The following is a 25151-nucleotide window of genomic DNA, read 5'->3' on the forward strand; positions in this document are numbered from 1 at the left end:
GGCGGGCGGGCCGCCCGCCCCCCCCCCGCCCCCCCCCCCCCCCCCCCCCCCCCCCCCCCCCCCCCCCCCCCCCCCCCCCCCCCCCCCCCCCCCCCCCCCCCCCCCCCGACCGCGCGTCAGCAGTCGAACACCGACCAGCAGATGTCGTTCCGCAACCGCTGGTCGTCGAGCACGAGCTCGCGGATGGCCTCCGGGAGCTGGTCGCGCTGCCACCGGCACTCGCGTCGCCCGGCGCTCTCCGCCTCGCCGTCCGGCGCGGCAGCACGTGCGGCCTTGATCGCGTAGGCGGCCGCGCCGAGTTCGTGGGCGGCGACGTGCGCGACGACTGCCGCCTGGCCGGCGGCGTACGCGGCATGGCGCGCTGCTCCACGCAGGTCTCTGGCCGCGCCCATCGCGTGGCCGCCCGCGGTGCGGGCCCGGGACATCGTGATCTCGCCCCGCGCCCAGGCGCGGGCGTGTTCGATCGCCTGACGCGGTCGCGGGTCGCCGGGACGGGCCGACTCGAACAGGTCGAGGACGTGCTCGGCGCACGAGGCCGCCCACCGGGCCAGGAGCTGGTGATCGGGGTCGGTGAGGGTCCCCCCGCGGCGGATCGTCACGAAGCGGGGGTCGCGCTCCTTCGGGAGGATCACCGCGACACCCTCTCAGGCTGGGCGCGGTCGTCGACCTCCCGCGGCCTGCAGAGCGCCCGATCGGAGGTCCCGGCGGTGCGACGGCTGGTGCCTTCGCGGCCCCGTCCCGGGCATGCGAGGGGTGGGGCGGACGGGGTCCTTCGTCAGATGACCGCGCGGATCGCCCGCTCGAAGCCGAGGACGTGCTCACGGGCGAGGTCGTCGGCCCGGTCGGCGTCACCGGCGGCGATCGCCCGCAGCAGCTCCACGTGCTCGCCGACGTGCTCGTCCACCGTCGGCAGCCGGTCGAGGAACAGGCAGAAGATCCGCGTGGCCAGGTTGTCGTAGCGGATGAGGACGTCCTCGAGGTGCGGGTTCCCCGAGGCCCGGTAGATGGCCCGGTGCACCGCGAGGTCCCAGCGCATCAGCTCGGTGCGGTCGATCCCGGTGACGTCGAGCTCCTCGATGCCCGTGGCCAGCTCGTCGAGCTCGGCGTGGCCCACGCGAGAGGCCCGCTCCGCGGCACGACGGGCGGCCAGCGGTTCGAGCTGGGCGCGGATCTCGGAGATGTGCGCCAGGTCGGAGATGTCCATGCCGGTCGCGAACGTCCCGCGCCGTGGATAGGAGACGACCAGCCGGTCGCCCTCGAGTCGCTTGAGCGCCTCGCGGACGGGGGTGCGGCCCACGCCGAGGTCCTTGGCCAGCTCGTCGTCGTCGATCGGGTCACCCGGACGGATGGCCAGCATGATCAGTCGGTCCCGGATCGCCACGTAGGCCTTGTCCGCCAGCGACGTGGCGGCGGACGGGTCGAGCTCCAGCGGTGCGAGGGTCACGAGCAGATCGTAGAGGTTGATGGCCGGAGGGCCTTGCCTCTTCAGGGGGATCGACATACCTTCACAGTACATCTGATATACCAACTGTGTACCTGTTCTCACGGTTGGCGTCCACAGACCCGCGGGGAGAGGGAGGCACCGGGTGACGATCAGCGCCTTCGACCTGTTCAAGGTCGGTATCGGGCCGTCCAGCTCCCACACGGTCGGCCCCATGCGGGCGGCCTGCATCTTCGCCTCGCGCCTGTCCGAGGAGGAGCTGCTCGGACAGGTGGCCGGCGTCCGGTGCGAGCTGTTCGGGTCGCTCGGCGCCACCGGGCACGGCCACGGCAGCGTGAAGGCCGTCGTCCTCGGCCTGGAGGGGGAGCGGCCCGACCTCGTCGACCCCGTCGCGGCCGAGCCGCGGGTCGAGACGATCCGCCGCGAGGGCAAGCTCCGGCTGGCCGGCGAGCACCCGATCGCCTTCTCGGTGGACGACGACGTCGTGCTGCACCGGCGGAAGCGGCTGGAGTTCCACAGCAACGGGATGCTCTTCTCGGCCGTCGACGCCGACGGGGTGGAGCTGTGCCGCCGCGAGTACTACTCGGTGGGCGGCGGGTTCGTCCTCGACGAGGACGAGGCCGGCAACCCGGTCGTCGTCGAGGACAGCACGCCGGTGCGGTACCCCTTCCGCACCGGCGAGGAGCTGCTGGCGCGCACCCGGGAGACCGGGCTGCGGATCAGCGACGTGATGCTGGCCAACGAGCTGGCCTGGCGCAGCGAGGCGGAGGTCCGCGCCGGTCTGCTGCAGATCTGGGCGGTCATGCAGGAGTGCGTGGAGCGTGGCACGCGGACCACCGGCGTCCTGCCCGGCGGCCTCAAGGTGCGGCGGCGCGCGGCCGCGCTGCGGGACCAGCTCGAGGCCGCCCGCGACGAGGCCGACCCGCTGCGCGCGATGGAGTGGGTGACCCTCTACGCCCTGGCGGTGAACGAGGAGAACGCCGCCGGGGGGCGGGTGGTCACCGCGCCGACCAACGGCGCCGCCGGGATCGTGCCCGCGGTCCTGCACTACTACCGCGACTTCGTCGACTCCTACGGCGAGGACGGCGTCGTGCGGTTCCTGCTCACCGCCGCGGCGATCGGGCTGCTGTTCAAGGAGAACGCCTCCATCTCCGGCGCGGAGGTGGGCTGCCAGGGCGAGGTCGGTTCGGCCTGCTCGATGGCGGCCGCCGGGCTCGCCGAGGTCCTGGGCGGGACCCCGGAGCAGGTGGAGAACGCCGCCGAGATCGGCATCGAGCACAACCTCGGGCTCACCTGCGACCCCGTCGGCGGGCTGGTGCAGATCCCGTGCATCGAGCGCAACGCCGTCGGCTCGGTCAAGGCCATCACCGCGGCGCGCATGGCCGTGCGCGGGGACGGCCGGCACCACGTCCCGCTGGACAAGGCGATCAAGACCATGCGCGAGACCGGCGCGGACATGAAGGACAAGTACAAGGAGACCGCCCGTGGCGGGCTGGCGCTCAACATCGTCGAGTGCTGAGGAGGCACCCGTGTCCCACCCCTTCACCCTCACGCTGAGCTGCCAGGAGCGTCCGGGGATCGTGCACGCGGTCAGCTCGTTCCTGTTCGAGCACGGCTGCGACATCGTCGAGCACCAGCAGTTCGACGACGCCGTCCGCGGTCAGCTGTTCCTGCGGACGGCGTTCGTCTGCTCGCAGGACACCGACGCCGGCCGCCTGTCGGAGGACTTCCAGACGGTGGCCGACGAGTTCGGCATGAGCTACTCCGTCACGGGTGACCAGCCGCAGCGCGTGCTCGTCATGGTCTCCAAGCTCGGCCACTGCCTCAACGACCTCGTCTTCCGCTGGCGCGCCGGCAGCCTCGGCGCCGACCTCGTCGCCGTGGTCTCCAACCACGAGGACCTGCGCCCGATGGCGGAGGCGGCCGGGCTGCCGTTCCACCACCTGCCCGTGACGCCGGCGACCAAGCGGCAGGCCGAGGTGCGCCTGCTCGAGCTGGTCGACGAGCACCGCGCCGACCTCGTCGTGCTCGCCCGGTACATGCAGGTGCTCTCCGACGAGACCTGCGCCGCCCTGCACGGCCGGGCGATCAACATCCACCACTCGTTCCTGCCGGGCTTCAAGGGCGCCAAGCCCTACCACCAGGCCTTCGACCGCGGCGTGAAGCTGGTCGGCGCGACCGCCCACTACGTCACCCCGGACCTGGACGAGGGCCCGATCATCGAGCAGGAGGTCATCCGCATCGACCACACCTACGACCCGCGCGCGCTGGCCACCGTCGGCCAGGACGCCGAGGCGCTGGCCCTGTCGCGGGCCGTCCGGTGGCACGGCGAGCGGCGGGTGCTGCTCAACGGCCACAGCACCGTCGTCTTCCGTTGACCCGGCCGGTCTGATGGCACCCGTCGCGGCTCCGCCGTCCCCGGCAGCGCTCGACCGGGTCCTCCGGTACCTGCTGGAGGAGCTCGGGCCGCAGCGGGGTCCGGCCGGCGCGGGCCTGGCCCGCGCCCGCGCGCTGTTCGGGGCGCTGGGGGACCCGCAGGACCGCTTCCGCGCCGTGCACGTCGCCGGGACCGCCGGCAAGGGGTCGGTGAGCACCGTCGTGGCGAGCCTGCTCCAGGCACACGGGTTCCGGGTCGGCGCCCACGTCTCACCCCACGTGTACAGCCTGCTCGAGCGGTTCCAGCTGGACGGGGCGCCGGCTGCCGCCGAGCTCGTCGACGCGGAGCTGGACCGGGTCCGGCCGGCCGTCGAGGCGGTGGAGCGTGCCGGGCACGGCCGGCCGTCGTTCTTCGAGGTCACCAACGCCGTCGCCTTCGGCCTGTTCGCCGATCGGGTCGACTACGGGGTCGTCGAGACCGGGGTCGGGGGACTGCTGGACTCCACCAACACCATCGCCCGGGCGGACAAGCTCGCGGTGATCACCCCGATCGGCCTGGACCACCAGGACCTGCTGGGGACCACGCTGGGGGAGATCGCGGCGCAGAAGGCCGGCATCCTGCCCTGCGGCGGGCGCGCGGTCGCGGTTCGCCAGGGCAGCCCCGAGGTGGAGGACGTGCTCGCCGCCGAGGCGGCCCGCCGCGGCTGCGCTCTCCGGTGGGTGGACCCGGGCCCGCCGGCGGTGCGGGCCTGGACCGGGGTGGGCGGCACCGAACTGCGCCTGCGGGGCCAGCCACCCCTGTCCCTCGGGCTCACCGGGCGGCACCAGGCCGGCAACGCCCACCTCGCGCTGCGGGCCGTCGAGGCGCTGGCCGCGCGCGACGGGTGGGCGCTCGACGCGGACGCCGTGTGGGAGGGGTTGCGGAGCGCCACGCTGCCGGGCCGGTTCGAGCGCCGGGCGATCGGGAACCGCCCCGCGGTCCTCGACGGGGCGCACAACCCGATGAAGCTCGCGGCGCTGGTCGGGACCCTCCGGGAGGTGTACCCGGGCGCCCGGTCCCCGTGGGTGCTCGCCCTCAAGCAGGACAAGGACCTCCGCGCCGTCCTGCAGGTCGTCGCCCCCGCGGCATCGCTGGTGGTCGCCACGCAGTTCAGCACCGGGGACGGCGACCACCCGGCCGGCACGTCCATCGCCGCCGAGCAGATCGCGAGGGCCGCCGGGGAGTGCGGGGTCGGGGCCGTGGTGGAGGAGGACCCCCTGTGCGCGGTGGCCCGTGCCGCGGAGCGCGCCGGTCCCGGGCTGCCGGTCGTGGTCAGCGGCTCGTTCTCCCTGCTCGCCGCGGTGCACCCGGGGACGACGGCACCGTGAGGCCGGGGGCGCCGTGGGCCCGGTTCGACGACCTCCGCGCCGGGACCGCCGTCCGCTGCCCGCCGCCGCACCGGGTGCTGGTCGCCGAGCGGCCCGACGAGGTCCTCGACGTCCTGACCGAGGTCGAGCGGGCCACCGACGCCGGCTCGTGGGCGTTCGGGTACCTCGCCTACGAGGCCGCTGCGGGGCTGGACCCGCGGCTGGCCGTGCACGCGGCCACCCCCCTGGGCGAGCCGCTGGCGTGGTTCGGGCTCTGCGACGAGCCGGTGCCCGTGCCCCCGCTGGAGGCGGCCGGCCCGGCCGCGGCGGCCCACTGGCGACCGACGTGGACACCGGCCGGGCACGCCCGCGGCGTCCAGGAGGTCCGGGACCGGATCGCCGCCGGGGACACCTTCCAGTGCAACCTGACCGTGCGGCTGTCCGGCCGCGTGGCCGGGGACCCCGCCGGGCTGTACCGGGACCTGGCACTGGGCCAGCGCGGGGCCTACAACGCCCACCTCGACCTCGGCCGCTTCGTCGTGGCCAGCGCCAGCCCCGAGTTGTTCTTCGAGCGCCGCGGCGACGACGTGCTGCTCCGCCCGATGAAGGGGACGGCGCGGCGGGGGCGGGACCGGGACGAGGACCGGCGGCTGGCCGACCGGCTCCGTTCCAGCCCCAAGGAGCGGGCGGAGAACGTCATGATCGTCGACTTGATGCGCAACGACGTGGGCCGGGTCGCGGAGATCGGCAGCGTCGACGTGCCCGCGCTGTTCACCGTCGAGCGCTACGAGACCGTGCTCCAGCTGACCTCCGACGTCACCGCCCGCCTCCGCCCCGGGACCGGCCTGGTCGAGCTGTTCCGGGCGCTGTTCCCCTGCGGCTCGGTCACCGGGGCCCCGAAGGCGAGCTCGATGGAGATCATCCGGGTCCAGGAACCGGACCCCCGCGGCGTCTACTGCGGGGCCATCGGCCTGGTCGGCCCACCGGACGCGCCGGTGCGGGCCCGCTTCAGCGTGGCCATCCGCACCGCGGTGGTCGACACGTCCTCGGGACAGGCCGTGTACGGCACCGGGAGCGGCATCACCTGGGGGTCGGACGAGTCGGCCGAGCACGCCGAGGTCCTCGCCAAGGCCGCCGTCCTGGCCGCCCGGCCCCGGGAGTTCGAGCTGCTGGAGACGATGCGGCACGACCCTCCGCGCGGCCTGCGCAACCAGGACCGGCACCTGCAGCGGCTGGCGGCCTCGGCCGAGCACCTGGGTTTCCGGTTCGACCCGTCAGCGGCGCGGCGCGTGCTGGACGCGCGGCTGGCCGGGGAGCCGGCGGCGCGCGTCCGCCTGCGGCTGCGCCGCGACGGGGGTCTCGCCGTCGACGTGGCGGCGCTCCCTCCACCCGCTGCCGGCCCGGTGCTGCTCGCGCTCGACGACGAGCCGGTCGATCCCGGGGAGACCTGGCTCCGCCACAAGACGAGCTCGCGGGGGCCGTACGACCGGCGCCGGAACCGGCGGCCCGACGTCGACGACGTGGTCATGGTCAACACGCGAGGAGAACTCACCGAGACCACCCGGGCCTCCCTCGCGGTGGAGCTCGACGGGTCGTGGTGGACGCCGCCCCTGGACTCCGGGTGCCTCCCGGGTGTCGAGCGGGGGCGGCTGCTCGACCTCGGGGTGCTGCGCGAGCGGGTGCTCCGCGTCGCCGACCTCGATCGGGCGGAGGGGGTGGCCGTGCTCAGTTCGCTGCGGGGGTGGCGTGCCGCCGAGCTGCGGGACCGGCAACAACCGGCCGTCCCCGTCGCCCGGGATCGCCCCGCGCTCCCCGTTCCCCAGCGGCCGCCAGGATCGCTGTCGGGTCAGCGGCGCGCCGTCTCCAGGTAGACGTCGAGGATCGCGTCGACCCGGGCGCGGCTCTCGAGGACGGCGTCGCGGTGCGCCGGCGTGTCCTTGGCCTGCTGGTGCCGGCGGGCCTCGGCGTACTCCGTGCAGGCCTGCGCGAAGTCGGACTGCAGGTCGTCGAACAGCCCGGTGATGGCGGAGAGGCTGTCGGTGATCGACTGGTGCGCGCTGAGGGTGGTCACGGGGGGCTCCTCGGGATCTGGACCGTGCCGGTCACCGGGTCATCCGGCTGGCTGACGTCTCTCAGCCGGCCAGCCGGGCCAGGGCCACCGGGGTGCGGTCGCGGAGGTCGAGTTCTTCGTCCGGGAGGCGGGGCCGCTGTTCGGTTCCGTCCTCCCGATACGAGGATCGGCGCGCGGGGACCGTCGCGACATCGAGCCACCCCCCGGCAACGTCGTCCTCCGCCCCCGTTCTCGAGCGGGGGTCCACCCCATCCCACGGGGGGTGGTCGACGGGCCCTCCACGGTGTGGAGCTCGACCGGTGCCGCGCGGCCCGCTGACCGAACCCGGCTTCCTTGACCCCGTGAATGCCGCAGGACTAGCGTCCGCCCACCTCGGTGGCTCGGAGGTGGGCCGTGTCTCAGGCGGACGTGGAGCACGTCGGCGGAGGACGATCGCCAGGACTCCACGCGGGAAGCCCAGCAGTGCGGCGATGATCCCGCCGAAGCCGGCGCAGGTGTGCGCAGCGCTGGTCCACGCCGTGGTCACCGCCGCGACCCGCCGTCCCGGCGATCAGGCCCGGGCGGGATCACAGGTCCGTGCCCGAGGTCGACGAGGACGCCCCGGAGAGGAGCGAGGCCAGTGACGGCTGAGCAGACGACGGCGCAGGACATCTGTCGCATGGATGCGGTCACCGTGGCGCGCGAGATCCGCGGCAGGCGGATCTCGCCGACCGAGGTGGTCGACGCCGTCCTGGACCGGATGGACCGCCTGGAACCGACCCTGCACGCCTTCTGCACCCCCGCGCCCGAGCAGGCCCGCGCCGATGCGCAGCGGGTCGAGAAGGCCCTGCTGAGCGGCGAGGACCTCGGGGTGCTGGCGGGCGTGCCGGTCGGCATCAAGGACCTCGTCTGCACCAAGGGGCTGCGGACCGTCTCCGGGTCCCGTCTCTACGCCGACTTCGTCCCCGACGAGGACGACGTCGTCGTGGAGCGACTGAAGAACGCCGACGCCATCGTGATCGGCAAGACCAACGTCCCCGAGTTCGGCTACAGCGGGGTCGGGCACAACCCGGTCTTCCCGGCCACGCGCAACCCCTGGGACACCACGAAGACCTCCGGCGGGTCCAGCGCCGGGTCGGGCGCGGCCGTGGCCACCGGCATGGGCCCGATCGCCATCGGCAGCGACGGCGGTGGATCGATCCGGATCCCCAGCAGCTTCTGCGGGCTGTTCGGCATGAAGGCGTCCATGGGTCGCGTCCCGCTGTACCCGGGGACCAAGGACGAGCGCTACCCCGGGGTGTCCAGCTGGGAGTCCCTGGAACACATCGGCCCCATGAGCCGAACCGTCGCCGACGCCGCCCTCGTGCTCTCGGTCATCTCGGGCCCCGACGACCGCGACCGGTTCTCCCTGCCCGGCCCCGAGTTCGACTGGATGGAGGTGCTGCACGGCGACCTCCGAGGCCGGCGAGTGGCCTACAGCCCCGACTGGGGCTACGCCGCTGTCGATCCGGCGGTGCGCCGCATCGTCGGGAACGCCGTCCGGGTCTTCGAGCAGGACCTCGGGTGCGTCGTGGAGGAGGTCGCTCCCGGGTGGCCGCACCCGTACGAGGCGTTCTGGGCCATCGTCGCCAACGAGACCGACCTGACCAGCCTGCGCCGGGAACTGGACCGGCTCGGCGAGGAGAACATGACCCCTCACGTGGTCGACTTCCTGCGACGCCGGTGGACGGCGGAGGAGTTCACCGACGCCCTGATGGTGCGCAAGGCGGTCACCAACACGATGTGGCGGCTCATGCGCGACTTCGACCTGCTCCTCACTCCCACCCTCGCCGTCCCGCCCTTCGAGGTGGGTATCCAGGGACCGACCGTCATCGACGGGCGAGAGGTGGAACCCTTCGAGTGGCTCCACTTCACCTATCCCCTCAACTTCACCGGGCAGCCGGCGGCCACCGTGCCCGCCGGCTGGACCGAGGACGGCCTCCCTGTGGGCCTGCAGATCATCGGACGCCATCTCGACGACCCCGCCGTGATGCGTGCCGCAGCGGCGTTCGAGGCCGCCGCTCCCTGGAAGGACAGGTGGCCGGCGATGTTGGCCGACATGGGGCTGTGATCCACGGAGGCGGTACGTCTCCACGCCGGCGAGCTGACCCGGGAGGACGGATGGCCGACTTCACCGCGACGGCGGTCTGCGAGGGTGACCACTGGGTGATCGACGTCCCCGGTGTCGGCACCACTCAGGCCGACAGCGTCGACGACCTCGAGGAGATGGCCGTCGATCTGGTCATCGCGATGACCCACACCGCCCCGCAGGACGTGCACCTGCAGATGCGCATCGTCTGACCCCGGACCCGTTCAGCGACGTTCCCGGGTCAGCGAGCCGGGGCCAACGAGTACACCCGGCGGGCCGTGCCGGCGAAGACGTCGTCCTGGACGTCGGCCGGCTGGTCGGCGAGGGCCCGTCGCCAGGCGGCGACCAGGGGCGGCAGCTCGGTCCAGATCTTCTCGATCGGGAAGTTGCTGCCCCACATGCACCGATGCGCGCCGAACAGCTGCAGGCAGGTGCCGGTGACGAGGTCGATGAGGCCCTGGTCGACGCGGTGGACGAAGGTGCCCTGGCCGGTGAGCTTGACCACCACGTTGGGCTGCTCGGCGAGGAGTGCCATGCCCCGGCGCCAGGCGTCGACGGTCGCCGGGTCGGTGTCCTCCAGCATCCCGGCGTGCACCAGGACGAACGTGGTCTCGGGGAAGTCGGCGACCAGTTGCGCGGCCAGGGCCATCTGGGGGCTGAACACCTGCAGCTCGAACAGCCACCCGAGGTCGGCCAGCGCGGCGATGCTCCGGCGGAACACGGGATCGCTCACGCGGTCGGGAGCCGAGGCGAACCGGTACTCCGGGCGCTCGTGCCAGTGCAGCTGCAGCCGGGTGCCCCGGACCAGGGGAGTGAGCGCCGCCTGCCGGCGCATCACCTCCACCGCACCCGGGTCGAACAGGTCCGCCGAGCCGACGAACGCCATCGGCCAGCCGGTCGCGGCGTGGACGTCGGCCAGCCACCGGATCTCGTCGAGCGACCGCTCCAGAGGCCAGTTGGCCTGCACGTAGACCGACGAGGTGATGCCGACCGCGGTGGCCTCGGCGACGTACTCCTCGGCCAGGTAGTCGCGCCGGATGGGCTCGTAGGGGCCGAAGATGCGCGGTACCGGCTCGCCGCTGAGCCAGGGCAGGTCGGCCGCGCGCCAGATGTGGTGGTGGCTGTCGACCAGCTCGGCAGCGCCGGCGGACGTGTGCTCGGTGGTCACCGTGGGCTCCTGCTCCGTCGGGGGTCGTTCCGCTCGGTGACGCGCGCTCGGCGACGACACCCGAGTGCCGCACCCGCGCAGGCGGGAGCGGCGTTGTCACGACACATCCTGGCCGCCACCGCGTCTGAGCCGCTCGGGCGCGGATGGCTTCCCCGGGCCCGGCGCCAGGTCCAGGACCTCGTCCATGACCACGAGACGAGGCTTCCTGCTCGGCGCCGGAGCCGGGGCGGCCGGCCTGGCGGTGGGCGCGGCCGGCGGCGCGCTGGTCGCGAAGGAGGACGACGCGGTGCGACGCCGGGCGACCGCGCGGGCCGAGGAGCGCTGCCTCGAGGCCGGGGGCGCGCACGCTCGGGCACCGGCTGCTCGGTGGGCGGGGTGACCTCCCGGCGGGGTGCCGGGTGCGTCATGCACCCTCGGTAGGACCGGCCGGCTGACCCCCTCCGCAGACGCGGGGCGGTGGCGTGCGGCCGGAGCCGCCGGCACCCGCGCACGAGAGAGGGGCACGGCGAGTCGTCGCCGTGCCCCTCTCTCGGTGCTCAGATCGCGCGGACGTTCTCCGCCTGCGGGCCCTTCTGGCCCTGGGTGACGTCGAACTCGACGCGCTGCGCCTCGTCCAGCGAGCGGTAGCCGCTCCCGGTGATCGCCGAGAAGTGGCAGAAGACGTCGGGGCCGCCGCCGTCCTGCTCGATGAAGCCGAAGCCCTTCTCCGCGTTGAACCACTTCACAGTGCCCTGGGTCATGTCGCTTCTCTCTCCGTGCTGTCGCGTCAGGACCGACCGGTGCCGGTCCTGGGTCGCCGCACCGACCGGCAGGACCGAGAGGAACGTCAGGCAGAGACGACTGCGGACGTTCGAGAACGAAGCAGAGGCACAACAGCGACCGGAGCCCACTGTACGGGCCCGATGACGGATCTGGGGCCCCTCTGTGAGGCGGCCCTCACCCGAGGGCCGACGCTGGATCGCGGCCGGCGGCGACGCCGGTCACCAGCGGAGCGGATCGACCACCCGCGACTGCGCCGTGCGGCACGCCCGGCAGTTGCCCCACGTGACGAGGGCCAGCGGTGTCGTGGGGGAGCCGCACTCCGGGCAGTCGACGGGCTCACCGGAACGGGCGCGAGCCTCGGTGATCTCGCGGGCCCGCTCCTCGTGGATGCTCGCGTCCCCTCGGCAGGGGCACCCGAGATGAGCGTCGGCGCACAGTCCACGGTGTGTCGTGATGGGATCTCCTCTGTCCGAGGCGAACCTACGCCTCGCCGGGCGCCGCCACGCCGACCGCGGCCCCTCGGCGCGTCCGACGATCAGGCCCCCCGCCGGGCTCCGCGTCGCCCAGGCCCCGCTGCCGGCGCCGGCCGAGGTCGGCGAGGGCGCGCTCCACGGCGGCCAGCGCCTTCGGATCGGCGAACAGAGGGCGGTGCGCACACCAACAGCTGCTGCTTCACGCTGGTGGCGATCGGGCCGGACGGGCGCCCGGTGGAGGTCCCTCCGTGGCGGCCGCGGACCGCCGAGGATCGCCGTCGGCACGAGGCCGCCGGGCGTCGCCGTGAGCTACGCCGCGAGATCGAGCGGGCGACCGCGGAGATCCGCGCGGCCCCGGCGCCCTGAGCACAGCGCTCCCGGACGGGGCGAGCTGGCAGTCGCCTGTGGGCTTGGCAAGCAGTTGGCAAAGCATCGTGGGGCGGGGTTACGATCCGAAGCGGTTCCGCTTAGCGTGCGAGCCATGAGTCCTGCCGTCGGCCCCGACTGCACGACCAGACCGTCGCCGACGCCCGGCGGCGCCACGGCCCGGTTCGGCCGGATCGCCGGGCTCGACGTCGCCCGCGCGCTCGCGGTGTTCGGGATGCTGGGTGCCCACGTCGGAGCCGTGCCCGGTGACGTGCGGACGACGCCCTGGGGATGGCTCGGCGTGGTCAACGGGCGGTCGTCGATCCTGTTCGCCGTCCTCGCCGGGGTCTCGATGGCGCTGCTGTCCGGGCGCACCGAACCGGTGACCGGCGACGAGCTGGTCCGTGCCCGGATCCGGATCCTGATCCGGGCGGCCTGGCTGTTCGTCATCGGCGGCGTCCTCGAGGCGCTCGGCACCGAGATCGACGTCATCCTCGGCGTGTACGCACTCCTGTTCGTCCTCGCCCTGCCGTTCCTGCGGTGGCCGCCGCGGCGGCTGCTCGTCGCGGCCGGGGTGCTCGCCGTGGTGACCCCGCCGGCCGACCTGCTCCTCGCGCAGTTCGCCGAGGACAACGGCGCCTACGACACCCCGTTCTCCGCGCTGGCGGTGACCGGCGCCTACCCGGCCCTGATCTGGTGGACCTTCATCCTCGTCGGGCTCGCCGTGGGGCGCTGCGACCTCACCTCGACGCGGGTGCGGCTGTGGCTCGGTGCCGCAGGCGCCTCGCTGGCCTTCCTCGGCTACGGCGGCGGTTGGCTGACCACCCAGTGGTGGGCGGGTGGCCGGCCGGTGGAGGGTCCGGACGGCTTCTCCGAGCGACCCGACATGTGGGACCCGGTCTGGCTGACCGGCGCGGCGCCGCACAGCGGCACCACCTTCGAGCTCGCCGGTTCGGTCGGTGTCGCGCTCGTCGTCATCGCCGTGTGCCTCCTGCTCGCCGACCGCCTGCCCAGGGTCGTGTTCCCGCTGGCGGCCGTCGGGTCGATGGCGCTCACCGCGTACGCCGGCGGCATCGTCGCCGTGTGGCTCACCGGCACCCTCGACTACGACACCAACGGGCCGTGGCTGCTCTACATCCTGGTCACCATGGCCGCGGCCACGGTCTGGCGGCTGGTCCTCGGCAGGGGGCCGCTGGAACGCCTGCTGACCTGGAGCTCCCGGCGCGCGGCGGGGCGGTAGCTGTCCGCCGGGAGGACGGAGACCGGCGGCGGCCCGGACGCCGCCTGAGCCCGGCGCACTCTCGAGCACCTGCAGCCCGGGTGGGCTCCACCGGCGGGAGCCGCGCCCACCGGGGACACCGGGTCACGGCACCCCGGCCGTGGTGCCCGTCGGCGGGAGACCGGGCGCGCGCCCGGCCCCGGGGACCTCGCCGCGCGCGACGGCGGCCGGCGCGCTCTCGCGGGTCACGCCGGCGGCCGCGTAGGCCTCGTCCTCGCCCAGGGTCTCCCGCTCCAGCAGCGTGTGGGCCAGCCGGTCGAGCCGCTCCCGGTTGCCCCGCAGCGTCTCGACCGCCTCCCGGAAGCAGTCCTCGGCCAGCCGCCGGACCTCCTCGTCCACCAGCGCCCGGGTGCTCGGCGCCACGCCGTCCAGGCCGAAGGGCTGCTCCTGCCCCGGTGGCGGGAGGACGCTGACCGGCCCGATCGCGGCCGACATGCCCCAGCGGCCGACCATCTGCCGGGCCAGCGCGGTGGCCTGCGCCAGGTCGCTCTCGGCGCCGGTGGTCACCTCGCCGTAGACGATCTGCTCGGCGGCGCGGCCGCCGAGGGCCCCGACGATCCGGCCCCGCAGGTACCGCTGGGTGTAGCCGTAGCGGTCCACCGGCGGGGTCTGCACGGTCACCCCGAGCGCCTGCCCCCGCGGGATGATCGTCACCCGGCGGACCGGGTCGGCCCCGGGGGTCAGCATGCCGAGCAGGGCGTGCCCGGACTCGTGGTAGGCGGTGCTCAGCTTCTCCTCGGGGGAGAGCACGATGCCGCGCACGCTGCCGAGCAGGGTCTTCTCCAGTGCCTCGCCGAAGTCGGTGCCGGTGACCCGCTCGTGCCGGTGCTCGGCGGCCGCCAGCGCCGCCTCGTTGACCACGTTGGCGAGGTCGGCCCCCACCAGGCCCGGTGTCGCGGCGGCCACGGCGGCCAGGTCCACCTCCGGCGCCAGCGGCACGTGCCGGGTGTGCACCCGCAGGATGGCCAGCCGCCCGGCCAGGTCCGGCGGGCTGACGCTCACCCGGCGGTCGAAGCGCCCGGGCCGCAGCAGCGCCGGGTCGAGGATCTCCGGGCGGTTGGTGGCGGCCAGCACGACGACGCCCTCGTTGCCCTCGAAGCCGTCCATCTCGGTGAGGATCTGGTTGAGCGTCTGCTCCCGCTCGTCGACGCCGCCCGCCGCGAAGGAGCCGCCGCGCGCCCGGCCGATGGCGTCCAGCTCGTCGATGAAGACGATCGACGGCGCCACCTGCTTGGCCTGGTCGAACAGGTCGCGGACCCGGCTGGCGCCGACGCCCACGATCGCCTCGATGAACTCCGACGCCGAGATGGAGAAGAACGGCACCCCCGCCTCCCCGGCCACCGCCCGGGCCAGCAGCGTCTTGCCGGTGCCGGGCGGGCCGGACAGCAGCACGCCGCGCGGGATGCGCGCCCCCAGCCGGGTGTAGCGCCCGGGGTCGCGGAGGAAGTCGACGACCTCCCGGACCTCGTGCTCGACCTCGTCGACGCCGGCCACGTCGGCGAACGTCGTCCGCGGTCCGGCGTCGGGCTGGTAGCGGGTGGCCCGGGACCGGCCGAAGGCGCCCAGCGCGCCCGCGCCCGAGGCGCTGCGCCGGGCGATCCACAGCAGCAGGCCGACCAGCAGCAGGGTCGGGGCGAACCCGAGGAGCAGCCGTTGCCACAGCGGAGCGGCGGCGTCCGGTGGGTTGGCGTTGACCGTGACCCCCTTCGCCTCCAGCGTCCCGAGCAGGTCGTCGGTCGCGAACGACGGCCGCTGGGTGGTGAAGAGATCGACCTCGGCGGAGTCCTTCGACCCCGGCGGGTAGGACACCTCCTTGGCGAACTCGCCCTGGATGGTGTCCTCCGTCGACGTGACGGTCTGGACGTTGCCGGCGTCCAGTTGCTGGGTGAAGAACGTGTAGGACACGTCGGTCCGCTCCGGTGGCCCCGTCACCACCGACATGACCACCCAGTTGACCACCAGGAAGGCGGCCACCAGCCACCAGACGCCCCCGCTGCGGCGCGGCCGCCGGCCCGGCGTCGGCGACGCGTCGCCGGGCATGCCCTCCACCCGCCACGGTCCTGGGCGCTCGGGCTCCTGGCCGGACCGGCCGCGCCACCGCTGGAGGAACCCGCCCGTGCGGTGGCCGCCGGTGGGGGGCTGTCGGTCGGTCGCCATGACACCGTCTCCTCGACGCGGTCGACCCTCGCCACCGCCTGCGGTCCGCCCCGTGTCGCGAGTGGCCCGCCCATGATCCGACGGTCCGGCGGCGGTGTCACCCCTGCCCGGCGGAGCCCACTGCCGTGACCGGGCTCCGCACCGACCACCCGGGGCCGGCGGTCGGCCCGGCCATCCGGATCCGAGCCGTCACCGGGTGTCCCGACAGGCCCGACGAGGCTCTTGGACCCTGTGCCGCCCTCACAGCGCGGGCCAGGGTGGCTCGCGTCCCGGAAGCGCCGACCGTGCCGGGTCTGCGTCGGCACGCACCTCCCGATCTCGGCGACTTCCTCGCAGCCGATCCCGAGGGAACACGCCATGACCGCAGTCGAGCAGCAGGCCCGCAGCGCCATCCGTCCGTTCCGGGTCGACGTCCCGGACGAGGCGCTCGCCGACCTGCGCCGCCGCCTGGCCGCGACCCGCTGGCCGAGCCGGGAGCTGGTCGACGACCGGTCGCAGGGCGTGCAGCTGGCGACGGTGCAGGAGCTGTGCCGCTACTGGGCCGACGAGTACGACATGGGCCGGGTCGCGGCGCGGCTCAACGCGCTGCCGCAGTTCCTCACCGAGATCGACGGCGTCGACGTCCACTTCCTCCACGTCCGGTCGCCGCACCCCGACGCGCTGCCGCTGGTCATGACGCACGGCTGGCCGGGGTCGGTGGTCGAGCTGCTGGACTCGATCGGCCCGCTGACCGACCCGCCCGCGCACGGCGGGTCCGCCGAGGACGCCTTCGACCTGGTGTTGCCGTCGCTGCCCGGCTACGGCTTCTCCGCCGAACCGACCGAGCTCGGCTGGGACGTCGGCCGGGTCGGGCGGGCCTGGGCGGAGCTGATGCGCCGCCTCGGCTACGAGGGCTACGTCGCCCAGGGCGGCGACGTCGGCGCCGGCGTCACCGACGCGATGGGCCGCCAGGCGCCCGAGGGGCTGCTGGGCATCCACCTCAACCTGCTGGTGACGGCGCTGGCCGGCCCCCAGCCGACCGACACCGAGCAGGAGCGCGCGGCGGCCGACGCGGTCGCCACCTTCCAGCGCACCGGGAGCGCCTACTTCCAGGAGCAGGCCACCCGGCCGCAGACGATCGGCTACGCCCTGCTCGACAGCCCCGTGGCACTGGCCGCCTGGATGATCGACCACGACACCGACGCGTACTACAAGATCTCCCGCGCCTTCGTCGACGGGCAGCCCGCCGGCAACCTCACCCGGGACCACGTCCTGGACAACGTCACCCTGTACTGGCTGACCGGTACCGGGGCGTCCGCGGCCCGGTCGTACTGGGAGAGCTACGGCGCCGACGCTCCCGCGGCCGCGGCCGCCGCCGGCCAGGTCCCTCCGGAGGTCTCGATACCGACCGGCTTCACCACGTTCCCCGGCGAGATCTGGCGGGCTCCGCGCAGCTGGGTCGAGAGGTCCTACCCCGCCCTCAGCTACTTCAACGAGGTCGAGCGCGGCGGGCACTTCGCCGCCTGGGAGGAACCCGAGCTGTTCGCCACCGAGGTCCGGGCGGCGTTCCGCCCGCTGCGCCAGCCGTCGATTCCCGAACCGCGCCGGTGACCTGACACCCCCGCGAACGCCCCGGGGACCGTCCCGGGGCGTTGCCGCGCGGGGCAGCCACGGCTGCCCCGTCCGGTGGGGGGTCAGGGACGCAGGAGGGCCTTGATCGCGCGGCGCTCGTCCATGGCCCGGTAGCCCTCGGCGGCCTGGTCGAGGGGCAGCTCGAGGTCGAAGACCCTGCCCGGGTCGATCTCGCGGGTGCAGATCAGGTCGATCAGCTCGGGCAGGAACCGGCGCACCGGGGCGGGGCCGCCGTGCAGGTGCACGCCGGAGAAGAACAGCTCCTCGCCGGGCAGCGCGACGTCGTGGGAGACGCCGACGTAGCCGACGTGCCCGCCGGGGCGGGTGGCGCGGATGGCCTGCATCATCGACTGCTGGGTGCCCACGGCCTCGATGACCGAGTGCGCGCCCAGGCCGTCGGTGAGCTCCTTGATGCGCGCCACGCCCTCGTCACCGCGCTCGGTGACGACGTCGGTGGCGCCGAACTCCCGGGCCAGCTGCTGCCGGGCCTCGTGGCGGCTCATCGCGATGACCCGTTCGGCGCCCAGCTGCCGGGCGGCGAGCACGCCGAGCAGGCCCACCGCGCCGTCGCCGACGACGGCGACGGTCCGGCCCGGCCCGGCCTCGGCGGCGACGGCGGCGAACCAGCCGGTGCCCAGCACGTCCGAGGCGGCCAGCAGGCCGGGCACCAGGTCGTCCGACGGCATCCCCGGGGTGGCGACGAGGGTGCCGTCGGCCAGCGGGACGCGGGTGTACTCGGCCTGCGCGCCGGTGGCGGCGCCGGGCTGCCGGTTGACGCAGTGGGTCTGGTAGCCGGCCCGGCAGATCTCGCAGGTGTTGTCGGAGGCGAAGAAGGAGCCGACGACGAACTGCCCCGGCGCCACGGTGCGGACGTCGCTGCCGACCTCCTCCACGATGCCGACGTACTCGTGCCCCATCGGGGACGGCCCGCTCACCGGCTCGATGCCGCGGTAGGGCCACAGGTCCGAGCCGCACACACAGGCGGCGGCCAGGCGGATGACCGCGTCGGTGGGCTGCTCGATCCGCGGCATCTCGCGCTCCTCGACGCGGACGTCGCCGGGGGCGTACAGGACGGTTCCTCGCATGGGCGGGAGTTCCTCTCGATCGTGGGGGAGGGCCGGCGGCGTGGGAGGCCGGGTGGTCGACACCTCTGCGCCCATCCTCGGTGGCGGCCGGGTCCTCCGCGAACGTTGCTGCGAGGATCGGCGGCGACCCGTTTCTCGAGGAGGACTGCCCGACATGCCCAGAGCCCTGCTGCTGGAGAACATCGACCCGGTGGCGGTGGAGCTGCTGTCCACCGCCGGCTACGAGGTCGAGTCCCAGCGGGGAGCGCTGGACGAGGCCGACCTGACCGCCGCGCTCGATGGCGTCGACCTGCTCGGCATCCGGTCGAAGACGCAGGTGACCGCGGCCGTCGTCAAGCAGCACCCCGACCTGGCGGCGATCGGCGCGTTCTGCATCGGCACCAACCAGATCGACCTGGCCGCGGCGGCCGCGGCCGGCGTCGCGGTGTTCAACGCGCCGTACTCCAACACCCGCAGCGTCGTTGAGCTGGCGATCGCGGAGATCATCAGCCTGGCCCGGCGGCTCAGCGACCGGGACCGCGCGCTGCACGCCGGGACCTGGGACAAGTCGGCCACCGGCAGCCACGAGATCCGCGGGCGGACGCTGGGCATCGTCGGCTACGGCAACATCGGCAGCCAGCTGTCGGTGCTGGCCGAGGCGCTGGGCATGCGGGTGCTGTTCTACGACCTGGAGGACAAGCTCGCGCTGGGCAACGCGCAAGCCTGCGGCAGCCTGGACGAGCTGCTCGAGCGCGCCGAGACGGTGACGCTGCACGTCGACGGGCGGGCCGGCAACGCGGGCCTGTTCGGCGCCGAGCAGTTCGCCAGGATGCGCCGGCGCAGCCTGTTCCTCAACCTCTCCCGCGGGTTCGTCGTCGACCACGAGGCGCTGCGCGAGCACATCGAGAGCGGCCACATCGCCGGCGCGGCGATCGACGTGTTCCCCGACGAGCCCAAGGAGCAGGGCGACCCGTTCGACTCGGTGCTGCGCGGGCTGCCCAACGTCATCCTCACCCCGCACGTCGGCGGGTCCACCCAGGAGGCGCAGTACGACATCGGGCGGTTCGTCGCCGGCAAGCTGGCCGACTACACCCGCACGGGGACGACGACGCTGAGCGTCAACCTGCCCGCGGTGGCGCTGCACGGCTCCTCGGCGGCCCGCTTCGCGCTGCTGCACCGCAACGTGCCCGGCGTCCTGGCCCGGGCCGACGCGCTGGTCGGCGAGCACGGGCTCAACGTCGACGGGCAGGTGCTGGCCACCCGCGGCGAGCTCGGCTACGTCGTGACCGACGTCAACGGCGACCTGCCGCCGGCCCTGCTGGCCGCGCTGACGGCGCTGCCCGAGACCGTCCGCCTGACCACCTTCCCCGGGCGCCCCTGACCCGCGCTCCACCACGTCCAGCCGGGGGTCAGGGCCGGCCGGTCACCTCGTCCACCGCATCCCCAGCAGCACCGTGTCGTCGTGTCCGCCCTCGCCGGTGAGCGCACCCATCAGGGCGTCCAGCGCCTGCGGCAGGGGCTGCCCGTCGACGACCGCCGCCCCCGCGGCCCGCAGCCGGTCCAGGCCGGCGTCGATGACCTCGCCGCGACGTTCGACCAGGCCGTCGGTGAACGCCAGCAGGGTGCCGGAGGCCGGGACGACGAACTCGGTGGCCGGGAGCGGGGCCGGGTCCTCCACGCCGATCGGCGGCGTGACGGGCACCTCGAGCGACCGGGCGCCGCCGTCGGTGAGCAGCACCGGCGGGAAGTGGCCGGCGCAGACCGCGCGCAGCCGGCCGGCGCCCGCGTCCAGCTCGCCGAGCAGCACGGTGGCGAACCGGTGGTCGGCCGCCACGTCGAGCAGCCGGCGCAGCTTGGCCAGCACGGCGTCGATGTCGTCGCCCTGGCTGAGGTACGCGCGCACCGCGAAGCGCAGCTCGGCCATCGTGGTGGCCGCCGGCAGGCCGCGGCCGGAGATGTCGCCGACGACGAACACGCAGCGCCCGGGCCCGCGCGGGACGACGTCGTACCAGTCGCCGCCGACCTCGAGCTCGTCGACGCCGGCGACGTAGCGCGCGGCGACCTCGACGCCGTCCACCGTCGGCACCTCGGGCAGCAGCGCGTGCTGCAGGGTGCCAGCGATGCTGCGCTGCTGCCGGTAGAGCCGCTCGTTGTCCGCGGCCAGCCGCTCGGCCTCGGACCGCCGCCGGGACATCGCGGCCGCTGGGGTGGCCGCGCCCGCGGCGAGGAGCAGCCCCACGGCGACGACGATCCAGGGCAGCGCCGAGGACAGGCCCCCGACGAGGCTCGTCGGGGAGGCGCCCACGACGGTGATCGAGTCGTCGCCGAAGGGCACCGTCGTGCGCGCGGTCTCCCCGGCGATCGGCACCGGGCCGGTGGAGTACAGCAGCTGCTCGTCGGCCGCGCTGCCGCCCAGGTAGACGGCGAAGTCCAGGCCGCCGAACGCCTCGTCGGGCGGCACCTGCACGCGCCGGCCGGGCGGGAGCGCCGACTCGGCGTAGACCACCAGCCCGGCGGTGTCGCCGGCCGGGCGCAGCGCGTAGCCGAGGCGGGCCGGGTCGCCGGGCAGGATGCCGCTGACCGCGAGCGTGCCGTCGCCGGGGACGCCGGCGAGGAACGCGGCGAACCCCTCGCCGTCGGGACCGACGGGGTCCGGGCCCTGCGCCGCCAGCTGCTCGGCCGATCCGCCGCCGGCCCGCCACAACGACAGCGCCATGCCGCTGGACCCGGAGATCCGGGCGGCGGCGAACCGCTGGAAGGCGCCGGGGTTGGCGTTGGTGGCGGTGGCGACCTGCCCGGCGTCGGCCAGCTGCGTGGTCAGGACGGCGATCTGCGTGGTGAGCACGGTGCCGGCCTGGGCGACCTCCCGCTCCAGGGCGTCGGTCTCGGCGCGGGCGTTCACCTGCGCGGCGAGCACCGCCAGCACGGCCGCGACCGCGAGGAGGACGACGGCGACGACAGCGGCGACCCGCCCGGGCGTGCTGCGGAGCATGGTGGGCGCACGGTACCGCTCGACAGCCCGGCACCCCGTCCTCGGCTCGCCGACCGCGGGCACCCCGGGGCGGCGCACGCGCGCCACACCCGGGTCAGCGGCGGGCGTACTGCTCGCAGACGAGGTGGACGAAGGCGTCGACGTGCGGCGGCGGGCTGTCGGCCCACCAGGCCAGCCACACCGGCACGGGCGGGGCGTCGCGGACGAGCCGGTAGGCCACGCCGGGCCGCCGGTGCTGGGCCGCGGTCGCCTCGGCGGAGATGCCCACGGCCTGGCCGGCGGCGATGACGGTGAGCCAGTCCTCGATCCCGCGGACGGTCCGGGTGGCGGCCGGTGCCGCCGGGGACGACCACAGCTGCTCGCTGGTGGTCCCGGTCAGGGGGTCGACGGCGATGGTACGGCCGGCGAAGTCGTTGAGGCTCAGGCTGCGGCGGCGGGCCAGCGGGTCGTCGGCGGCCACCGCGGCGTAGCGCCGCTCGGTGCCGACCAGGGAGGTGCGCAGCCGCGCGTCGTCGACCGGACGGCGCAGGACGCTGACGTCGGCGATGCCCTCGGCCAGGCCGGCGGTCGGGGTGTTGGCGTGGACGAACTCCAGCGCGGCACCCGGGTGGTCCTCGGACCACCGGCGCGCGACCGCCGTGGTGTGCCGGCCGAGCGCGGACCAGGCGTAGCCGACCCGGAGGTCCCCGCCGCCCTGGTCGGCGGCCCGCCGGATCGCGGCGACCTCCTCCAGCACGCGGCGCGCGTGCCCGACGACCCGGGCGCCGAGCGGGGTCAGCGACACCTCGCGGGTGGTCCGCTGCAGGACCCGCGCGCCCAGCGCGCGCTCCAGCGCGGCGATCGTGCGCGACACGGAGGCCTGCGAGGTGCCGAGCGTGTCGGCCGCCCCGGTGAAGGTGCCGGCGTCAACCACGGCGAGCAGCGCCCGCAGGTGCCGGACCTCCGGATCCATGCGCGTAGCGTATCGCCAGCAGCGGATAAGGCATTTCCCTCATGAGCCGGCCGTGCCCACACTCGGGCAGGTGACCAGAGAGGGAAACCGCGGCGGCACCCTGCTGCGCGGCGTCGGGACGATGCTCGGCAGCGCGGTGAGCAACCAGGTGGGGGCGGCGCTGGGGGCGCACGCGTTCGGCTCCCTGGGCCCGGTCGGGGTGGTGGCGACCCGGCAGGTGGTCGCGGCGGTCGTGCTGCTGCCGGTGGCCCGGCCCCCGTGGCGGCGGATGACCTGGGGGCAGTGGTGGCCGGTGCTGCTGCTGGCGGTCGTGTTCGGCTGCATGAACCTGTCGCTGTACACCGCGATCGACCGGATCGGGCTGGGGCTGGCGGTGACCCTGGAGTTCCTCGGCCCGCTGGCGGTCGCCCTGGCCGTCTCGCGCTCGCGGCGGGACCTGCTGATCGCCGCGGCGGCCGGCGCCGGCGTCTACGTGCTGGTCCTGCCCGGCCCGTCGAGCGACTACGCGGGGCTGGGGCTGGGGGTCGCTGCCGCCGCGTGCTGGGCGGCCTACATCGTGCTCAACCGGGTCGCCGGCGCGCGGCTGCCGGGCCTGCAGGCCCCCGCGGTGGCCACGGCCCTGTGCGCGCTCGCGTACCTCCCGGTGCTCGTCCTGCTGGCGGGGTCCGGACGGCTGACCGGGGCGCCGTTGGCCTACGCGGTGGCGGCCGGGGTGCTGTCGTCGGTGGTCCCGTACGCCGCGGACCTGACCGCCCTGCGCGTCGTCCCGCAGCGCTTCTTCGGCGTGTTCATGAGCGTCCACCCGGTGCTCGCCGCGCTGGCCGGCACGGTCCTGCTCGGCCAGGTGCCCGCCGGGCACGAGTGGCTCGGGATCGCGGTGGTCGTGCTCGCCAACGCCGTCGCGGTCACCACCTCCGGTCGCGACGCCGCAGCGGGCGGCGAGGACTCCGCGCCGGCGCCCGAGCCGGCCGTCCTCGCGCGGACGACACCGCCCTCCTGACCTGCCGCCCTCCCGGTGGCCCGACCTCCCGGTGGCCCGCCCAGGAGCCGTCCGTGGGCCGGCGGCTCGCGCACGCCCGTTGACGCCGCGAGGGCCCGCCACCGGCTGGTGACGGGCCCTCGGTCGGTCTCACTCCCCGCCGGCGTCTCCCGGCCGGGAACGATGACTCACGGCGCTGCCGGCGTGACGGTCACCGGCGCGGACGACGGTCCGACCCCGGAGCCGTTCACCGCCCGGACCCGCACGGTGTAGCGGTCCCCGTTCACCAGGCCCTCGACGACCGCGGAGGTGGTGTCCGGCGTGGCGAACGCCCGGTAGACGACGCCGGCCGCGTCGGTCGCCGTCACCAGGTACCGGGTCAGGGGCGAGGTCCCGGTGCTGGCGGGCGCGACCCAGGTGACGCTCGCCTGCGCGTCCCCGGCCGTGGCCTGGACGCCCGTCGGGGCGCCGGGCAGCGCGGCGGGGTCGGGGGTGGTGCCGCCGCCGGTCGGCGGACCGGTCGGGGTGGCCGGGCCACCCACGATGGTCACCGGGAGCGTGGCCGTGGTGCCGGCGGCGTCCTTGACCGTCACGGTCGCCGGCGGCGCGAGGCTCGGGATGGTCACCGGGTCGGCCGAGGTCAGCTTCAAGGCCGCGCCGGTGGCGTCCTTGTAGCCGACGACCTCCAGCGGGTAGGTGGCCGGGGCGATGGCCGTGGCCGCCACGGTGAGGTTCGTGCCGTCGTAGCCGGCCTGGTTCACCGTGACCCCGCTGATCTTGTAGACCTTGCTGCTGACCGGGTTGTCACCGGTGTTGCGCACGGTGACCTCGGTGGGCAGCGCGGCACCGGCCTGGAGCGGGATGCGGGCGTAGAACCGGCCGCTGCCGGGGTCCTTGGCCATCGGCGTGGTGGCGAAGCGCCCGTCCTGTCCGGCGACCTCCAGCGTGGTGCCCTTGCTGGTGGCGAACACGTCGAGGAACCCGCCGTTGACGCCGGCCCGGTCGACGGTGAGCCCCGTGTTGGTCGCGATCTTGCCGGAGATGCTGAACAGGTCGGTGGTGCCCTCCTGCAGGGTGCCCTGCCAGGCGGTGAACCGGTTGAAGTTGAACGGGCTGCCGGACACCTGGTGCGGCACGTTCGGGTCGCCGACGTAGCCCGCCGGTGGGTTGGGCAGCACGCCGGGCCGCCAGCGCAGGAAGGGTCCGAAGTTCCCGGCGAGCGGGGTCTCGAAGTTGCCCAGCGCCGGCGAGACGTCCTGCACGAACCGGCCCCGGCCACGCTCGTCGGTGTCGACGGTCAGCTCGCCGAACGGGTGCTTGAACCGGTAGGTCGTGTTGGCCACGCCGCCGTCGACGTCCACCCGCACGCGGGCGAAGACGGTCTGGTCGCCGGGGTTGACCACCTCGTTGAGCCAGGCGCCCTCCAGGCCGAGGACGAGGGTCGCCGTGCCGCCGCCGCGCAGGGCCACGTCGGCCTCGACCAGCTGGTAGAAGAACTCCGCGGGCCAGTTGTTCGGGAAGGACACCGGCGCCGACGGGTTGGGGACCTCGGCCACCGGGATGTTGCACAGCGCGTTCAGGTGGTCGACGCAGGCCTCCAGCCGCAGACCCTTGTTGTCCTCGTACCAGCTCGGGTACCCGTAGGCGGGGTCCACCGGGCCGGCCTGGGCCAGCCCACCCGGGTTCGGCACCGTGATCACCGTCGCCGCCTGCGACGTGGGCGCCAGGGCCAGCGGGAGCAGGGCGACCGCGGCGGCGGGCACCACCAGCCGGCGCGCCCAGCCCCGGAGTGTCCGCCCGCGCGGACTCCCGGGTTCGTGCTGTCGGGTTCTCATCTCGTCGTTCCTCCCCATGTGAAACGGCTCGTCATCGAAGGACACTGGTCACCGCGACCGTGCGCGGACAGCCGCTCCGTGGGGGCGGCCCGACCCCCAACCCGGGGGACCACCTGCGCGGATGCCCGGCTGCGACGTCCCCGGGGGTCCCCGGCACGCACGCCTCGGCCC

The 25151-nt window shown here is 74.7% G+C and carries 21 protein-coding genes; 11 read left to right on the top strand and 10 right to left on the bottom strand.

The window, feature by feature from the left end:
* Positions 1-116: 116 nt before the first annotated feature.
* Complete coding sequence (locus ACI79D_RS22730; RefSeq protein WP_456920789.1) at positions 117-632, bottom strand: putative immunity protein; 516 nt, start codon at positions 630-632, stop codon at positions 117-119.
* A gap of 143 nt (positions 633-775) precedes the next feature.
* Positions 776-1444: a GntR family transcriptional regulator gene (locus ACI79D_RS22735; protein WP_456920790.1), complete on the bottom strand. Its 669-nt coding sequence runs from the start codon at positions 1442-1444 to the stop codon at positions 776-778.
* Positions 1445-1586: 142 nt separating this feature from the next.
* Here ACI79D_RS22735 and ACI79D_RS22740 point away from each other — a divergent pair, with 142 nt between their 5' ends.
* Genes ACI79D_RS22740 through pabB form a run of 4 tightly spaced genes read left to right on the top strand, consistent with a single transcriptional unit; the run spans position 1587 to position 7035 of the window.
* Positions 1587-2960, top strand: coding sequence for an L-serine ammonia-lyase (locus ACI79D_RS22740; RefSeq protein ID WP_456920791.1), 1374 nt, complete (start codon positions 1587-1589; stop codon positions 2958-2960).
* A gap of 10 nt (positions 2961-2970) precedes the next feature.
* Complete coding sequence (gene purU / locus ACI79D_RS22745; RefSeq protein WP_456920792.1) at positions 2971-3819, top strand: formyltetrahydrofolate deformylase; 849 nt, start codon at positions 2971-2973, stop codon at positions 3817-3819.
* Positions 3820-3832: 13 nt separating this feature from the next.
* Positions 3833-5185: a bifunctional folylpolyglutamate synthase/dihydrofolate synthase gene (locus tag ACI79D_RS22750; RefSeq protein ID WP_456920794.1), complete on the top strand. Its 1353-nt coding sequence runs from the start codon at positions 3833-3835 to the stop codon at positions 5183-5185.
* A complete protein-coding gene (gene pabB, locus ACI79D_RS22755; RefSeq protein ID WP_456920796.1) occupies positions 5182-7035 on the top strand; it encodes an aminodeoxychorismate synthase component I in 1854 nt (617 codons plus the stop codon). Before ACI79D_RS22750 ends, pabB begins: the two co-directional genes overlap by 4 nt.
* Here the strand turns inward: pabB and ACI79D_RS22760 are convergent.
* Positions 7011-7235 (bottom strand): hypothetical protein, encoded by a 225-nt coding sequence (locus ACI79D_RS22760; RefSeq protein WP_456920797.1) that lies wholly within the window; start codon positions 7233-7235, stop codon positions 7011-7013. The genes pabB and ACI79D_RS22760 overlap by 25 nt on opposite strands.
* A gap of 619 nt (positions 7236-7854) precedes the next feature.
* On the opposite strand from ACI79D_RS22760, the gene ACI79D_RS22765 reads away from it, so the two are divergent.
* Entirely contained in the window at positions 7855-9324 is a 1470-nt protein-coding gene (locus ACI79D_RS22765; RefSeq protein ID WP_456920798.1) for an amidase, read from the top strand.
* A gap of 50 nt (positions 9325-9374) precedes the next feature.
* Entirely contained in the window at positions 9375-9554 is a 180-nt protein-coding gene (locus tag ACI79D_RS22770) for a hypothetical protein (protein WP_456920799.1), read from the top strand.
* A 29-nt stretch (positions 9555-9583) separates the two neighbouring features.
* On the opposite strand, the gene ACI79D_RS22775 is transcribed toward ACI79D_RS22770, so the two are convergent.
* A complete protein-coding gene (locus tag ACI79D_RS22775; protein WP_456920800.1) occupies positions 9584-10510 on the bottom strand; it encodes an amidohydrolase family protein in 927 nt (308 codons plus the stop codon).
* Between the two features lie 184 nt (positions 10511-10694).
* On the opposite strand from ACI79D_RS22775, the gene ACI79D_RS22780 reads away from it, so the two are divergent.
* Positions 10695-10889, top strand: a complete 195-nt coding sequence (locus ACI79D_RS22780) for a hypothetical protein (protein ID WP_456920801.1) — start codon at positions 10695-10697, stop codon at positions 10887-10889.
* 157 nt (positions 10890-11046) lie between these two features.
* On the opposite strand, the gene ACI79D_RS22785 is transcribed toward ACI79D_RS22780, so the two are convergent.
* Positions 11047-11250 carry a cold-shock protein gene (locus tag ACI79D_RS22785; protein WP_093578422.1) on the bottom strand — a complete coding sequence of 68 codons (204 nt, stop codon included), beginning with the start codon at positions 11248-11250 and terminating at the stop codon, positions 11047-11049.
* Between the two features lie 976 nt (positions 11251-12226).
* Between ACI79D_RS22785 and ACI79D_RS22790 the strand changes: the two genes are divergently transcribed.
* Entirely contained in the window at positions 12227-13351 is a 1125-nt protein-coding gene (locus ACI79D_RS22790; RefSeq protein WP_456920802.1) for a heparan-alpha-glucosaminide N-acetyltransferase domain-containing protein, read from the top strand.
* Between the two features lie 123 nt (positions 13352-13474).
* On the opposite strand, the gene ftsH is transcribed toward ACI79D_RS22790, so the two are convergent.
* Positions 13475-15547, bottom strand: coding sequence for an ATP-dependent zinc metalloprotease FtsH (gene ftsH / locus ACI79D_RS22795; RefSeq protein ID WP_456920803.1), 2073 nt, complete (start codon positions 15545-15547; stop codon positions 13475-13477).
* A gap of 357 nt (positions 15548-15904) precedes the next feature.
* On the opposite strand from ftsH, the gene ACI79D_RS22800 reads away from it, so the two are divergent.
* On the top strand, positions 15905-17137 hold the full coding sequence (locus tag ACI79D_RS22800) for an epoxide hydrolase family protein (protein ID WP_456920804.1): 1233 nt from the start codon (positions 15905-15907) through the stop codon (positions 17135-17137).
* 83 nt (positions 17138-17220) lie between these two features.
* On the opposite strand, the gene ACI79D_RS22805 is transcribed toward ACI79D_RS22800, so the two are convergent.
* Complete coding sequence (locus tag ACI79D_RS22805; protein ID WP_456920805.1) at positions 17221-18243, bottom strand: zinc-dependent alcohol dehydrogenase family protein; 1023 nt, start codon at positions 18241-18243, stop codon at positions 17221-17223.
* Positions 18244-18397: 154 nt separating this feature from the next.
* Here ACI79D_RS22805 and serA point away from each other — a divergent pair, with 154 nt between their 5' ends.
* Positions 18398-19603, top strand: a complete 1206-nt coding sequence (serA, locus tag ACI79D_RS22810) for a phosphoglycerate dehydrogenase (RefSeq protein ID WP_456920806.1) — start codon at positions 18398-18400, stop codon at positions 19601-19603.
* A gap of 42 nt (positions 19604-19645) precedes the next feature.
* Here serA and ACI79D_RS22815 read toward each other — a convergent pair whose 3' ends face one another.
* Together ACI79D_RS22815 and ACI79D_RS22820 are read right to left on the bottom strand one after the other, a co-directional pair.
* Positions 19646-21214 carry a PP2C family protein-serine/threonine phosphatase gene (locus tag ACI79D_RS22815; RefSeq protein WP_456920807.1) on the bottom strand — a complete coding sequence of 523 codons (1569 nt, stop codon included), beginning with the start codon at positions 21212-21214 and terminating at the stop codon, positions 19646-19648.
* 94 nt (positions 21215-21308) lie between these two features.
* Positions 21309-22166 carry a LysR family transcriptional regulator gene (locus ACI79D_RS22820; RefSeq protein WP_456920808.1) on the bottom strand — a complete coding sequence of 286 codons (858 nt, stop codon included), beginning with the start codon at positions 22164-22166 and terminating at the stop codon, positions 21309-21311.
* A 70-nt stretch (positions 22167-22236) separates the two neighbouring features.
* Between ACI79D_RS22820 and ACI79D_RS22825 the strand changes: the two genes are divergently transcribed.
* Positions 22237-23166 (top strand): EamA family transporter, encoded by a 930-nt coding sequence (locus tag ACI79D_RS22825; protein ID WP_456920809.1) that lies wholly within the window; start codon positions 22237-22239, stop codon positions 23164-23166.
* Positions 23167-23333: 167 nt separating this feature from the next.
* Here the strand turns inward: ACI79D_RS22825 and ACI79D_RS22830 are convergent, their stop codons facing one another.
* On the bottom strand, positions 23334-24980 hold the full coding sequence (locus tag ACI79D_RS22830) for a fibronectin type III domain-containing protein (protein ID WP_456920810.1): 1647 nt from the start codon (positions 24978-24980) through the stop codon (positions 23334-23336).
* Positions 24981-25151 lie beyond the last annotated feature (171 nt).

It is taken from the genome of Geodermatophilus sp. SYSU D00708, from assembly GCF_054050115.1.

Excerpts from the sequence above, each read along its gene's own strand:
- ACI79D_RS22750 (WP_456920794.1), top strand. The coding sequence starts at position 3,833 with ATGGCACCCGTCGCGGCTCCGCCGTCCCCGGCAGCGCTCGACCGGGTC.
- ACI79D_RS22770 (WP_456920799.1), top strand. The coding sequence starts at position 9,375 with ATGGCCGACTTCACCGCGACGGCGGTCTGCGAGGGTGACCACTGGGTG.
- ACI79D_RS22780 (WP_456920801.1), top strand. The coding sequence starts at position 10,695 with ATGACCACGAGACGAGGCTTCCTGCTCGGCGCCGGAGCCGGGGCGGCC.
- ACI79D_RS22785 (WP_093578422.1), bottom strand. The coding sequence starts at position 11,250 with ATGACCCAGGGCACTGTGAAGTGGTTCAACGCGGAGAAGGGCTTCGGC.
- ACI79D_RS22790 (WP_456920802.1), top strand. The coding sequence starts at position 12,227 with ATGAGTCCTGCCGTCGGCCCCGACTGCACGACCAGACCGTCGCCGACG.
- ftsH (WP_456920803.1), bottom strand. The coding sequence starts at position 15,547 with ATGGCGACCGACCGACAGCCCCCCACCGGCGGCCACCGCACGGGCGGG.
- ACI79D_RS22800 (WP_456920804.1), top strand. The coding sequence starts at position 15,905 with ATGACCGCAGTCGAGCAGCAGGCCCGCAGCGCCATCCGTCCGTTCCGG.
- ACI79D_RS22805 (WP_456920805.1), bottom strand. The coding sequence starts at position 18,243 with ATGCGAGGAACCGTCCTGTACGCCCCCGGCGACGTCCGCGTCGAGGAG.
- serA (WP_456920806.1), top strand. The coding sequence starts at position 18,398 with ATGCCCAGAGCCCTGCTGCTGGAGAACATCGACCCGGTGGCGGTGGAG.
- ACI79D_RS22815 (WP_456920807.1), bottom strand. The coding sequence starts at position 21,214 with ATGCTCCGCAGCACGCCCGGGCGGGTCGCCGCTGTCGTCGCCGTCGTC.
- ACI79D_RS22820 (WP_456920808.1), bottom strand. The coding sequence starts at position 22,166 with ATGGATCCGGAGGTCCGGCACCTGCGGGCGCTGCTCGCCGTGGTTGAC.
- ACI79D_RS22830 (WP_456920810.1), bottom strand. The coding sequence starts at position 24,980 with ATGAGAACCCGACAGCACGAACCCGGGAGTCCGCGCGGGCGGACACTC.